Source organism: Roseibium sp. (genome assembly GCF_965232425.1).
Lineage (GTDB): Bacteria > Pseudomonadota > Alphaproteobacteria > Rhizobiales > Stappiaceae > Roseibium.
On the sequence record NZ_OZ246971.1, the window covers coordinates 2,340,057 to 2,353,422 of the forward strand.

A 13,366-nucleotide genomic window follows, 5' to 3' on the forward strand; every position below is an offset into this window, starting at 1 on the left:
TGAGCCGGAACGGGTGAACAACGGTTGAGGCCGGGACCGATTCGCCGTCATCCCGCGGGAAATTTCACAAAATTCCCGGATTAAGTTAAGCTGGATGCGGCAGGTTTGCCGGAAAAACCCGGGTGTCATGCGGTTGTCGGAATAGTGTGTTCTACGGCACGGTCAACGCGCGCTGAACAGCGACGGGGTTTGTACTCCGGCGAAGAAAACCACACATAAAAGACAGGCCTTAACCTGTGAATTCTCGTTAGAGTGCCAGAACGGAATGCAAGAGGGTGGAATGTCGATCATGCGGCAGGGACTGTTTTCTCCGAGGAAGCTTGTACGCAGGTTCACGCCCGGATTTCGGACCGGGTCACCGGCGGCGGGTGCCGCCCGCCCTTCGCATCCGCAGCGAACCCCGGTCAAAACCGGGGACACGCTCGGGCGCATCGGATCGCTCGAAGTCCGCCTGGCCCGGAACTTCAAGGAAGTCAGAAAGGCGCAGCGGCTGCGCTATGACGTTTTCTACGAGGAAATGTCGGCGATCGCGGACGCGCATACGCTGGCAACCCGCCGCGATACGGACCCCTTCGATGCCTATTGCGACCATCTGCTCGTCGTCGACCACGCCTCCCTGAAGCGCAACAAGCTCGGCCGGCTGAAGCCGGAAATCGTCGGAACCTACCGTCTCCTGCGCCAGGAAGTCGCGGATCAGCACAGCGGCTTCTACACGGCGGGCGAGTTCGACATACAGAAACTTGTCGACGCCAATCCCGACAAACGCTTTCTGGAACTGGGGCGCTCCTGCGTGCTCAAGCCCTATCGCAACAAGAAGACGGTCGAATTGCTCTGGCATGGAATATGGTCCTATGTCCTGCGCCACAAGATCGACGTCCTTCTCGGCTGCGCCTCCATCGCCGGCACCGATCCCGATACGCTCGCCGAACGGCTTTCCTTTCTGCACCACAATGCCCGCGCGCCGGAAGAATGGCGCGTCCGGGCCGTGCCGGACCGCTATGTTGAAATGAACCGCATGCCCGCTGACGCCGTCGATGCACGTGCGGCACTGCGCGCGCTTCCGCCGCTGGTGAAGGGTTATTTGCGTCTTGGCGCGTTCATCGGCGATGGCGCGGTGGTCGATCAGCAATTCGGCACCACGGACGTTCTCATCATCGTGCCCGTAACGCATCTCAATACGCGCTACGTGAATTACTACGGCGCCGATGCCAGCCGGTATGGCGCCTGATCCGGTCTTCCAATAGAGCGGTCCTTCGCCGGGCATGGCGTAAGCCAGTTGGCGTCAAGCCTTAACGCCCCCTTAAATTGCCGCAATTTAAGATCATCCCGGGGAACCCGGCACGAGCCGGAATTGACGACGGGACGGATGATCAATGGCATCGCGGGCGAAACGCCAGCCAAGGATTGAACCGACATTCGGGGAAGACAGCAGCAGCCTGCTCGACCTGCGGCTCGGGCCGCAGGACAGGACCGCTGCGCCTGCGTCGAAATCCGGCTCCAAATCGAAAAGCCGCAAGGCCGGTTCCACGAGCCGGAAGAAAACCGGACCCAAAAAGTCCGCGAAATCGCAGAGCGGCAAATCCCGGGGCAGCACTGGCAACCGTCGCGGCGGCAGGTCCGGCGCGAAGCGGCGCAGCCGGAAACGCAAGTCGAGGATCCGGATCCCCGCTTTTGTCGGCAGGGTTTTCAAGCGGGGGGTCTACTGGAGCGCCGTTGCCGGGATCTGGTGCGTCATCGCGGCGGTTTGTGTAATCGGCTATTACGCCGCCTATCTGCCACCGACCTCGGAATGGCAAGTGCCGGCGCGGCCGCCCAACGTCAAGATCGTTGCGCTCAACGGCGACCTTCTGGCCAATCGCGGCGATACGGGTGGTGAGGCCGTGCGCCTGGAACAACTGCCGCCCTATCTCCCCAATGCCGTCATTGCCATTGAAGACCGGCGGTTCCGCTCGCATTTCGGGATAGATCCGATCGGCCTCGCGCGCGCGGCCTATACCAACTTCACGTCGGGCCGTGTGTCCCAGGGCGGATCGACGCTGACACAGCAGCTCGCGAAAAATCTGTTTCTGGAACCCGACCGGACGATAAAGCGGAAAATCCAGGAGCTGGTGCTCGCCTTCTGGCTGGAAGCGGAATATTCGAAAGACGAAATCCTGGAGATGTATCTGAACCGGGTCTATCTCGGCTCGGGCGCCTATGGCGTCGATGCGGCGGCGCGCCGCTATTTCGGCAAGTCCGCACGGCTGATGACGGTTGCCGAGGCGGCGACTATCGCGGGCCTGCTGAAAGCCCCGTCGCGGTATTCGCCTGCTCGCAATCCGGATCTTGCCGAGGACCGTGCGCAGCTGGTGCTGGCGGCGATGCACGAAGAAGGCTTCATCAGCTCGAACGAAGCCAAGACGGCCATCGCCGCACCCGCCAAGGCGATCCGGCGGCACACCACCGCGAGCGAAAACTACGTCGCGGACTATGTCATGGACGTGCTGCCGCATTTCGTCGGCTCGATCGAAGGCGACATCATTGTCGACACGACGATCGATGCCTCCATGCAGCAGGCCGCCGAAGGCGCGCTGCGGGCCACGCTTGCCGAAAACCGTCAGAAGCTCGGCGTCACCCAGGGCGCGATCGTGACCCTCGACACGGCGGGTGCGATCAAGGCGATGGTCGGCGGAGCGGATTATGCAGAGAGCCAGTTCAACCGGGCAGCCTACGCGAAGCGCCAGCCCGGATCGGCATTCAAGCCCTTCGTCTATCTCGCAGCGCTTGAAAACGGCATGACGCCGCAAACCGTGCGGCAGGATCAGCCGATCACCATCGGCGGCTGGTCACCCAAGAACTACACAAAGGAACACTACGGCCCGGTCACGCTGACCAGATCGCTGAGCCTGTCGATCAACACCGTTGCGGCGCGGCTGGCCCATGAGGTCGGCGCGGGAACGGTCGCGAGCACGGCGAAGCGCCTGGGCGTCACGTCCGATCTCAACAAGAACCTGTCGCTTGCGCTCGGGACATCGGAGGTCACACCGCTCGAGATCGCGTCCGCCTATGTGCCGTTTTCCAATGGCGGCTACGGCGTCCTTCCGCACATCATCCGGCGGATCAAGACCGTCGACGGCAAGACGCTCTATTCGCGATCCGGCGACGGACGCGGGCGCGTGGTTCAGCGGCGCGATGTCGGCAACATGAACCTGATGATGTCCGAAACGCTGCTGACGGGAACCGGGCGCAAGGCGCGGCTCGACAGCGGGCGCCCGGCCGGCGGCAAGACCGGGACGAGCCAGGATTTCCGAGACGCCTGGTTCATCGGCTATACCGGCAATCTGACCACTGCCGTCTGGTTCGGAAACGACGACAACTCACCCACGAAAAAGGCGACCGGTGGTAGCCTGCCCGCGGCAACCTGGAAAGCGGTGATGGATGTGGCGCATCAGGGCCTGCCCGTCGCTGATCTTCCGGGTGTGCCGAACCTGCCCGTCAGCGTGGCCGCACCGCGCAAGCCGCAGGAACAGGGCCAGCCGCAGACAGCAGTCAGCTCCGGGCGGCATCCGATTCCTCCCGGCTCCATCGGCGGCGGGGATGGCGGGGCAAGCGGCGGCAGCGGTGAACGGCGCGGGCCGCTCGGTCTCCTGCGCAACATCTTCGGTGGCGGTTAGGCCCTACGCGGTTTCCGGACCCGGTTCGATGCGCGCAGTCCAGTCAGATATGCGCTGCGCGGACTCTTGCGCAGACATCCCGGTTGTTTCCAGCTTCAGCAAATTCCCGGCATCAAGTCCCGCCAGCGGCTTTGCCTGTGCCTGATTTCGGCGCGCCATGTCCGGATCACGCGGTTTGCGCATCCCGTCTCGACCCGGATCACCGATACGGCGTATGTTCTCTTCCAGGTCGCAGGAAAGATGCACGACGCAGAAGGGCGGACGCGCTGTCCCGATCTGCTGCAGTTTACGCCACTCGGCCTCTCCCCAGTCGCTGTCGCCTGCGATCACCGTCGTGAACACGACCGGTGTTTCCTCGGGAAGTTTAAGCACCAGGTCGTGCGCGATTTCCTCCACGCGTTCAACAGCTTCGCGAAACGCGGGCGTCTTGAATTCCGTCAGCGCGAACGCGATGTTGTAAACCGAGTGAATATCAAGAAGTTTGCCGCCAAGGATGTCAGCAAGCGCACGGCCGATCGTCAATTTCCCGACGCCTGGATATCCATTCAAGACAATGATCATGAGACTATCGATACAGAAGCGGATCAGCAGTCGTGGCTGAAGGTGAAGACGAGCGTGTCCGTCTTGACCCGCCCGGTCGGGCGGCACTGGTTGTAGACTTCCCGCGTTCCGGTCACGGTCACCTGCAGCTGATCGCCCCTGACCGGGCCTTCAACATAATATTCCAGGGGCGAGCCGGGGCAGTATTTTGAAAAGACGCGGGCGGTCCCCGAATACCAGTTGCCGTTCTTGACGCCATTGAATAGCAGCGTGCCGCGCTGAACCCCGGCGGCCCTGAGAACATCGCGCGGAATTTCATAGGAAAGCCAGCGCTGATTTCCCTGCGCCTGAAGCCTCATGATGGAGCCATTATGGTTCCAACAGCTGTCCGCCAGTGCCGGGCCACTCACCGGCACCAGCAAAGCCGACAGCAAGGCTGCGCCGGAAACGGTTTTCATCGCTCTTGAGAAGAATTGCATGACGGGCTCCTGAACATCGTGACGCAAAGGAAGCATAAGTTTGCGAAGATGCCCAGCCATTCGAACAGCGACGCCCTGCCGACGTCAGCCGAAGCCATGAAGGCAGGTGCCGTTTTCCTTGAGCCAGACGCGCGCCGTCGGCGTCTGGGGAGCCAGTTCCTCACACAGGCGCCAGAACCGGGCCGAATGGTTCATTTCCTTCAGATGCGCGACTTCATGCGCGGCCACGTAGTCCAGGATTTCGGGGGGTGCCAGGATGAGGCGCCAGGAAAACGAAAGCTTTCCGTTGGACGCACAGGAACCCCAACGGCTCCTGGTATCGCGAACGCTGATTGCGGTGATCTTCCTGCCGATCCTGGCAGCGTGAAACTGCGCCCGGACAACCAGGTCCTTGCGGGCTTCGGACTTGAGCCAGTTCGTTGCCTTGCGCGGAACATGATCATCGGCACCTGGAACGAACAGGGCCGGCGCACCGTCTTCGTCGACACCCGCCGACACGAGACCACGCAAGGTGCCGGTCGGCAGGATGCGATGGTCGACACCGCGAAGAGGAAAGACGTCGCCAGGTGCGAGGCTGACGTGCTGCGGGCGGTCCTGCAGCCGCTCGACAAGCCAGCCGATGTGCTGACGGGCAAAATGCTCCGCCCGCCTCAGGTCGCCGCCCCTGGGCACCGTCAGGACGGGACCGGAACTGTCCGCCGGAAGACGCAGCAGATAGCGCTGCGCGCGCGGGTTCGCGCGCAGGCGAATCCGGACCGCTTTCGTGTCCGTTTCGATATCTATGTGGTCCGGCAAGTCTTTCTTGCCGCGTCGCAGAAGCATGTCACGCAGTCCGGTCGAATCACCTGGCGAAGAGTCTAGAGCTTTTTGGCTTGCTGAAAAATGACGAAAGCGGCGCTTGAAAAGCGCCGCTTCCGGTCAGGCCGTCCCGTGACGGATCTGGGAGGAGGAGTGGTTCAGGAAGGCGCTGCTTCGCTTCCGCCACTCGACCGGCCACGGTTGGCCATGAAACGATCGAATTCTTCCTGGTCGCGCGCCCGGCGCAATTCACGCAGGAAATCGTCGAAATCGGCGCGCATCGCATCCAGTTTTGCGCGCTCTTCCTCGAGGCGTTTCAGTTCACGCTCGCGGTAGTCATCAAACGCGACATTGCCGGTCCGGGCATAGGCAGTGGTGTTTGACATCTGATCGAATGCTCCCTTCAGCTGGCTTCCGCGCCATTGGTCCCTGGCGTCGCGCGCCATGCCCTCGAAACGGTCGCCCCACAGAATATAGGCCAGCATGGCGAGGCCGAGCGGCCAGAACGCCACAAACCCAAGCACCATCAGGCCGATGGTCACAGGCGTCCAGGCAGGTTTAATCATGCAACTCTTGGTCGTCGTCATCATCCTATCCATTTAAGACATCCACGCCCTTCAGGTGGGCATTGCGGAGGCCCGCTTCAAGGATTTGTGATGATCGTCACAAAAAGAATCGGCCTCGAAACAATATTGCAACCCGCATGAAAGAAGCCGCCAAGCTTTTGTTTTTATTATGGATTAGAGCGATTGATGGAATGCGCCCAGACGCCGTTCGCAAGATCCGAGAATTTCTGGTGCTGCGATCGTTTTCCGCCCGCACACATCAAAAAAGGCGCCGCGAGGGCGCCCTTTTCAAATCCGCTCAGCTGACCCTTTCGGAGAGCTTTCGGGCCTGCTCGATCCACTTGTCGCGTTCGATCCTGCCCCGGAAATCGAGCTTGCCGTCGAGCGCTTCGATCTGCTCAGCGGTCAGCCCGGCAATCTGCCAGAAATGGAAGATACCGGCCTCGTTGAGCGTCGATTCGAGCTTTGGCCCGACGCCGCTGATTTCCTTCAGGTTGTCCGCCGCCCCATCGGGTTTCGCGAGCAGGATATCCTCGAGCGGCCGCGGTGCGGGCGCCTTTTTCGCCTTGGGTTTGGCGGTGTTCTTGGCCCTTGCCTTTGCCGGTGCTTTCGGCGCTGCCGCTGCCTTGACCGGGGCCTCGGCCTTTTCCGGCGCTTTGACGGCTGGTTTCTTCGGCATGCCGGCACGGTTCGAACGGATAAAATCCATCACGCGCGGCGCGATTTCAGACCGCCAGCGCGATCCGTTGAAAACACCGTAGTGTCCGACATTCGGCTGCTCGTAATGCGCTTTCATGTCGTCCGGCAGGCTCGTACACAGGTCGTGTGCGGCACGTGTCTGCCCCCGGCCGGTAATGTCGTCCTTTTCACCTTCAACGGTCAAAAGCGCGGTCCGCCTGATCTTCGTGCAGTCAACGATCCGGCCATTGTGCTCCATCGTTCCCTCGGGCAGGGAATGCTTGATGAAGACCGTTTCAACCGTCTGCAGATAGAACTCGGCGGTCAGATCCATGACTGCAAGATATTCGTCGTAGAACTCGCGGTGTTTTTCCGCGTTGTCGCCGTCGCCTTCAACCAGATGCTGGAAAAACTCACGGTGCGCGGTCATGTGACGGTCAAGGTTCATGCTCATGAACCCGGACAGCTGGAGAAAGCCCGGATAGACATCGCGCATGAAGCCGGGATGCGGGAACGGAACCTTCATGACGACGTTGTTCTTGAACCAGTCAATGCCCTTGGACACCGCAAGATCGTTCACGGCAGTCGGCTCGACGCGGGTGTCGATGGGTCCGCCCATCAGCGTCATCGTGGACGGAACGTAGGGATCCTCGCGATCTTCCATGACGGCGACCGCCGCCAGCACCGGAACGGATGGCTGGCAAACGCCAAGCACATGCGCATCGGGTCCAAGGAAGTGCAGCATGGAAATGATGTAGTCTATGTAGTCGTCCAGGTCGAACTTGCCCTCCTGGATCGGCACCATGCGCGCATCGATCCAGTCGGTGATGTAGACGTCGGCGTTCGGCATCAGGGCGTCCACCGTGCCGCGCAGCAGGGTCGCGTAGTGCCCGGACATCGGAGCAACGATCAGGACTTTCGGATCGTTGCGGTGCGACGTGACACCGCGTTCAAAACGGATCAGGTCGCAAAAGGGACGGCTCCAGACAACGCTCTCGCGCACCGGAACGCGAACGCCGCCGACAGTGGTTTCCTTCAGGCCGAATTCCGGCTTGCCATACCGGCGTGTCGTACGCTCCAGAACTTCGCAGCCGGCAGCGATCTGACGGCCAAAACTCGTGTGGGTCCAGGGATTCAAAGGATTTTGAAAATAAAGCCGCATCATGTCGGCAACCGCCCGGTACGGTGCCATTGCTGCATGATTCAGCTCATAAAGATGATAAAACGGCAATGACGCGTCTCCCTGATTTACGAAGCCGCCGCCCGCCCCCTTGACGAAATTTGTATACATTCTTTCGCGGCCCGCTTGTTATGGCACCATCTATTGCATCGCAACAGGATAGCCAGCCGGGCAACCGCCTGCAATACTGCTATTTGCTATGTTAAACGGAAGCTAAGCCAATCAATGCATTGGAGAACTCGTTTCGGCGCCGAATATATTTGCGCTGCAAAAGCCAGATAGCTCATTTAAATCAATTTGGTAGAATTAAGGACGGCTCGAGCGTACCGGAGTCAGGCAGCCAGGTCCGCGACAACCGCATCAAGCACGAAAAAGCCTTCACGCGTCGCCCGCACCCGGTTTTCCCCGATTTCTTCCACCATTCCATGCTCCAGGAGCGCTTTCAGACGGCGCGGATCGACGGACCGGTGCGAGAACGTCTCGTAGCGGCCGAGGTCGATGCCTTCCTTGAGGCGCAAACCCATGAGCAGGAATTCGTCGCCCTGCTCCTCTTCGTTGAGACCGGCGTTTTCGATCAGTCCGTGGCCCGCGCGCTCGACATTTTCCAGCCAGGTCTCCGGATGACGCTCTGTCGACGTCGCCAGGCGGGTTGCGCCGGCGGTGACGCGCCCATGCGCGCCCGGACCGACGCCGACATAGTCGCCGTACCGCCAGTAGACCAGATTGTGGCGGCACTCCGCGCCGGGACGGGCATGATTGGAGACTTCGTAGGCGGGCAAACCGGCGTCGGCCGTCACCTCCTGGGTCAACTCGAAAAATTCGGCAGCCAGATCGGGTTCCGGCATGTCCAGCTTGCCCGCCTGATGCAGCGCATAGAAGGGCGTGCCGTGCTCGATGGTCAGCTGGTAGAGCGACAGGTGATCGGCGGCGAGCGAAATCGCCTCCTGCAACTCCGCCTCCCAGGCGGTCAATGCCTGGCCGGGGCGGGCATAGATGAGATCGAAGGAGAGCCGCGGAAATGTCGCACGGGCAGTCTCCACGGCTGCGCGGGCCGTGTCGGCGTCATGCAGCCGGCCAAGCAGTTTCAGATCCCTGTCCTGCAGCGACTGGACACCGAGCGAGACGCGGTTGACACCCGCCGCGCGATAACCCCTGAAGCGCTCCGCCTCAACGGAAGAGGGGTTGGCCTCCAGCGTGATTTCGACGGCGTCCTCCAATGTCCACCGGTCCGCGACCGCTTTCAGAAGACGCTCGACGGTTGCCGGTTCCATCAGCGACGGCGTTCCGCCGCCCAGAAAGATCGATTCGACCCTCTTTCCCTTGGTCAGTTCGGCAAAATGGGACAGCTCCCGTTCGAACGCGGCAGCGAAGCGGGCCTGGTCGACGGGCTGATGGCGCACATGCGAATTGAAGTCGCAATACGGGCACTTGGCCGCGCAGAACGGCCAGTGAATGTAGATCCCGAATCCAGCTTCGTTTGCCTTGTGCGCTGTCACGTCGGCTATCCCTTCAGGCAGCCTTCGGCAAACAGCGTGAACGCTCGGGCGCGGTGCGACAACGGCTCCCGGTCGTCCGACAGACCGTGTTTTTCTTCCGGGGACATTTCGCCGAAGGTGCGGTCGTGCCCGTCCGGGCGGAACATCGGATCGTAGCCGAAGCCCTCCGTGCCGCGCGGCGGCCAGACGACATCCCCCTCCACTTCGCCGCGGAAGTATTCCGTGTGACCGTCCGGCCAGGCGAGGCACAAAACGGCGACAAAGGACCCGCGGCGGTTGGTTTCCTGTCCGGACGAAACGGTCTGAAGCTTTTCCTCGATTGTCCGCATTGCCATTGCGAAGTCCTTGTCGGGACCCGCCCAGCGCGCGGAATAGATGCCGGGATCGCCCCCCAGGGCGGCGACGCAAAACCCGCTGTCATCCGCCAGGGACGGCAATCCGGAGCCTTCGGCGGCCGCGACCGCCTTCAGGGCCGCGTTTGCTTCGAATGTGGTTCCGGTTTCCTCGGGCTCCGGCAGGTCGAGCTCGCCTGCCGAGACGACATCGAAACCATACGGTGCAAGCAACTCGTTGATTTCTCTAATCTTGCCCTTGTTGTGGCTTGCGACGACAAGGCGGCCTGGTTCGAGTTTGCGATGGCTCATCGGCATGGCCCCTTACAGAATCGCCATTTTCTGCAGGTCCACAAGGCGGCCAATGCCCGCCTTCGCAAGACCGAGCAGCTGGGTGAACTCATCCTCCGAGAACGGTGCGCCCTCGGCGGTTCCCTGGATCTCGACGATCCCGCCGGATCCGGTCATCACGAAGTTCGCGTCCGTTTCGGCGGTGCTGTCCTCCGCGTAGTCCAGATCGAGCACGGGTGCGCCCTCGTAGATCCCGCAGGAAATCGCGGCAATGTGATCCTTCAGCACGTCACCGGACACCATGTCGCGCGCGCGCATCCATTCGATGCAGTCGCGGAGTGCCACCCAGGCACCCGTGATCGACGCGGTCCGGGTGCCGCCATCCGCCTGAATGACGTCGCAGTCCACTGAAATCTGGACTTCACCGAGTGCTTCGAGATCAACGACGGCGCGCAGCGAGCGTCCGATCAGGCGCTGGATCTCCTGGGTTCTGCCGGACTGCTTGCCGGCGCTTGCTTCTCGGCGCATGCGATCGCCGGTCGCACGCGGCAGCATGCCGTATTCGGCCGTGACCCAGCCCCGGTTCTGGCCGCGCAACCAGGGCGGTATGCGCTCTTCGAGGCTGGCGGTGCACAGCACATGCGTGTCGCCGAACTTGACGAGGCAAGACCCTTCCGCATGCTTTGAAACGCTGCGCTCCAAAGTCACAGCCCGGAGTTCGTCGGCTGCGCGTTTTGACGGACGCATGAAATTTCCTTTCGACTTTCCCTAGCGGATTACCTTCGCCTGGAAACGACCGTTTCCTGCTGATCTCCTGCGCCTTGTAGACCTCAAATTCGCCTGAGGTAAAGGGCCAGCTTCCCGTCGGGCCCATTTTGCGCCTATATCTTGGGTGTAAGACGAAAAACGTCCAACAATCGCAGTGTGCATTTGGAGAAGACACCTTGAGCCTCAGCGACCTCGACAAGAGATCCCGCGAGATATTCCGCTCGATCGTGGAAACCTATCTGGAAACCGGAGAGCCCGTCGGCTCCCGCAACGTGTCGCGCAACCTGTCCATGTCGTTGTCACCCGCATCGGTGCGCAACGTGATGTCGGACCTGGAACACTTGGGCCTGCTGCATTCGCCGCACACGAGCGCCGGCCGTCTGCCGACAGAGATCGGCCTGCGCTTTTTCGTCGACGCCCTGCTTGAGGTCGGTGATCTGACCGAAGACGAACGTCAGCAGATCGACGTTCAGGTCCGCGCCTCGAGCGAGGCGAACTCGACGGAACAGGTGCTGACCGAAGCCAGCCAGATGCTGTCCGGCCTGTCCATGGGTGCCGGTGTGGTCATGACACACAAGAGCGACATGCGCCTGAAGCATATCGAGTTCGTCCGGATCGAACCGCTGAAGGCGCTCGCCATTCTGGTGAGCGAGGACGGGTCCGTCGAAAACCGGATCATCGACCTGCCCGCCAATTTGCCGGCGTCCGCTCTCGTGGAAGCGACCAACTATCTGAATGCGCAGATCCAGGGGCGCACGCTCTCCGACATCAAGGGGGAGCTGGAAAAGGTCCGTGACGCCGATCAGGCCGAACTCGACCAGCTCAGCCAGAAGGTCATCAATGCCGGGCTCGCCGTCTGGGGCGGCGAGACTGCCAACGACCCCGCGACACTGATCGTCCGCGGACGCTCGAACCTGCTCACCGACCTGGACGCGGTCGAAGACCTGGAACGCATCCGCCTGCTTTTCGATGACCTGGAAAACAAGAAAGACCTGATCCAGCTGCTGGGTCTCGCCGAAACCGGCGACGGCGTGCGCATCTTCATCGGCTCGGAAAACAACCTGTTCTCGCTTTCAGGCTCATCGCTCGTGGTTTCACCCTACCGGGACAGCAATCAGCGCATCGTCGGTGTTCTCGGCGTCATCGGCCCGACGCGGCTCAACTACGCCCGGGTCATTCCGATGGTCGACTATACCGCGCGCCTGGTCAGCCGGATCCTCAAGTAGGCGCCACATACATATCTGTTCGAACCCGACTTCGCAGGACTTCAGCATGCTTTCGCCCGCAGAACTTGAACGTTACGCCCGTCATATCGTCATGCAGGAAATCGGCGGCGCTGGGCAGCAGAAACTCAAGAAGGCGCGCGTGCTCGTGATCGGGGCGGGCGGGCTCGGAGCCCCGGTCCTGCAATATCTCGCCGCTGCCGGTGTCGGCACGCTCGGCATCGTCGACGACGACACCGTGTCGCTGTCCAATCTACAGCGCCAGGTCATTCACGGCACCGACCAGCTGGGCGAGCCCAAGGTCGCGAGTGCGGCCGAAGCGATTGCCCGCCTCAATCCGAATGTCAACGTGGAGCCGCATCCCACACGGTTCGGCGGCCACAATGCGCTCGCCCTGGTGTCGGACTATGATCTTGTCGTGGACGGGTCGGACAATTTCGACACGCGCTACCTTGTCTCCGATGCCTGTTTCTTTGCCCGAAAGCCGCTGGTGACGGCGGCCGTCGGCCAGTTCGACGGGTCGATCACCACGCTCAAGCCCTTTGAGCAGAATGCCCAGGGCGAGGCCAACCCGACTTACAGGTGCCTGTTCCCGCGCAAACCGCGCGACGGTCTGCTGCCGACCTGCGCGGAGGCGGGCGTACTGGGTGCTCTGACCGGTATCATCGGCACCATGCAGGCGATGGAAGTGATCAAGGAGATCACGGGAACGGGCGAAGGCCTGGTCGGGCGCATGATCATGTTCGATGCAAGGAGCTTCCGGATGGAAACCATTTCCTACAAACGCTCCGCGAAAAACCCGCTCAACGGGTCCGACCCGAAAAGCTGGGCGGCGCTCCTGGAAGAGGCCTGAGGGTTCGGCGGTCAGGCAATCGGCACGACAATTCGGAGAAGGAAGCCATGGCGACTGTAAAACTGATGACGGATGCGGAAGCTGAAGCGATCCCCGAAGTCAAAGCCGTGTTTGACGACATCCGTGCGGTCCGCGGGTCCGATTTCATCAACAATGTCTGGCGGGCGCTGGCACAGGACCCGCCGGGGCTTGCGCGCACCTGGGCTCATGTCAAATCGGTGATGGCGGCGCCCGGCGCCCTCGACCCGAAGACGCGCGAGATGATCTATATCGCGGTTTCGGCTGCAAACGGATGCAGTTACTGCGTTCACTCCCATACCGCGGCGGCCCGCGCGAAGGGCATGAGCGACGAAGAACATGGTGAACTGCTGCAGATCATCGGACTGGCCGCGATGACAAACACGCTGGTCACGTCGCTGCAGGTGCCGGTCGATCCGGAATTCGAAGTCAGCTGAAAGCACCGTGACAACAACCGGTCAAGAAAAACCCGCACGGAGACAAGCTCCACG

General features: G+C 61.6%; 13 protein-coding genes. 5 read left to right on the top strand and 8 right to left on the bottom strand.

Annotated elements, in window-relative coordinates:
• Positions 1-289: 289 nt before the first annotated feature.
• Both ACO08A_RS10590 and ACO08A_RS10595 read left to right on the top strand, forming a co-directional pair.
• Positions 290-1,228, top strand: a complete 939-nt coding sequence (locus tag ACO08A_RS10590; protein ID WP_422041739.1) for a GNAT family N-acetyltransferase — start codon at positions 290-292, stop codon at positions 1,226-1,228.
• Positions 1,229-1,373: 145 nt separating this feature from the next.
• Entirely contained in the window at positions 1,374-3,653 is a 2,280-nt protein-coding gene (locus ACO08A_RS10595) for a transglycosylase domain-containing protein (protein ID WP_422041046.1), read from the top strand.
• Between the two features lie 3 nt (positions 3,654-3,656).
• Here ACO08A_RS10595 and ACO08A_RS10600 read toward each other — a convergent pair whose 3' ends face one another.
• The 8 genes from ACO08A_RS10600 to rph form a co-directional block, all read right to left on the bottom strand.
• Positions 3,657-4,214: an AAA family ATPase gene (locus ACO08A_RS10600; protein WP_422041047.1), complete on the bottom strand. Its 558-nt coding sequence runs from the start codon at positions 4,212-4,214 to the stop codon at positions 3,657-3,659.
• A gap of 23 nt (positions 4,215-4,237) precedes the next feature.
• Positions 4,238-4,672 carry a hypothetical protein gene (locus tag ACO08A_RS10605; protein ID WP_422041048.1) on the bottom strand — a complete coding sequence of 145 codons (435 nt, stop codon included), beginning with the start codon at positions 4,670-4,672 and terminating at the stop codon, positions 4,238-4,240.
• 84 nt (positions 4,673-4,756) lie between these two features.
• The gene (locus tag ACO08A_RS10610) at positions 4,757-5,494 is read right to left on the bottom strand and encodes a M48 family metallopeptidase (protein WP_422041049.1); all 738 of its coding nucleotides are present in this window, start codon (positions 5,492-5,494) and stop codon (positions 4,757-4,759) included.
• Between the two features lie 134 nt (positions 5,495-5,628).
• Complete coding sequence (locus ACO08A_RS10615) at positions 5,629-6,069, bottom strand: DUF2852 domain-containing protein (protein WP_422041050.1); 441 nt, start codon at positions 6,067-6,069, stop codon at positions 5,629-5,631.
• Positions 6,070-6,334: 265 nt separating this feature from the next.
• The gene (phaZ, locus tag ACO08A_RS10620) at positions 6,335-7,906 is read right to left on the bottom strand and encodes a polyhydroxyalkanoate depolymerase (protein WP_422041740.1); all 1,572 of its coding nucleotides are present in this window, start codon (positions 7,904-7,906) and stop codon (positions 6,335-6,337) included.
• 320 nt (positions 7,907-8,226) lie between these two features.
• Positions 8,227-9,390: a radical SAM family heme chaperone HemW gene (hemW, locus tag ACO08A_RS10625; RefSeq protein WP_422041051.1), complete on the bottom strand. Its 1,164-nt coding sequence runs from the start codon at positions 9,388-9,390 to the stop codon at positions 8,227-8,229.
• Positions 9,391-9,395: 5 nt separating this feature from the next.
• Positions 9,396-10,034, bottom strand: a complete 639-nt coding sequence (gene rdgB / locus ACO08A_RS10630) for an RdgB/HAM1 family non-canonical purine NTP pyrophosphatase (protein WP_422041052.1) — start codon at positions 10,032-10,034, stop codon at positions 9,396-9,398.
• 12 nt (positions 10,035-10,046) lie between these two features.
• Positions 10,047-10,760 carry a ribonuclease PH gene (gene rph, locus ACO08A_RS10635; protein WP_422041053.1) on the bottom strand — a complete coding sequence of 238 codons (714 nt, stop codon included), beginning with the start codon at positions 10,758-10,760 and terminating at the stop codon, positions 10,047-10,049.
• Between the two features lie 197 nt (positions 10,761-10,957).
• On the opposite strand from rph, the gene hrcA reads away from it, so the two are divergent.
• The 3 genes from hrcA to ACO08A_RS10650 are packed head-to-tail and all read left to right on the top strand — an operon-like array spanning position 10,958 to position 13,312.
• Positions 10,958-12,007: a heat-inducible transcriptional repressor HrcA gene (gene hrcA / locus ACO08A_RS10640; RefSeq protein WP_421980487.1), complete on the top strand. Its 1,050-nt coding sequence runs from the start codon at positions 10,958-10,960 to the stop codon at positions 12,005-12,007.
• 46 nt (positions 12,008-12,053) lie between these two features.
• Positions 12,054-12,857, top strand: a complete 804-nt coding sequence (locus ACO08A_RS10645; protein ID WP_422041054.1) for a HesA/MoeB/ThiF family protein — start codon at positions 12,054-12,056, stop codon at positions 12,855-12,857.
• A gap of 47 nt (positions 12,858-12,904) precedes the next feature.
• The gene (locus ACO08A_RS10650; RefSeq protein WP_422041055.1) at positions 12,905-13,312 is read left to right on the top strand and encodes a carboxymuconolactone decarboxylase family protein; all 408 of its coding nucleotides are present in this window, start codon (positions 12,905-12,907) and stop codon (positions 13,310-13,312) included.
• The last annotated feature ends 54 nt before the right edge of the window (positions 13,313-13,366 follow it).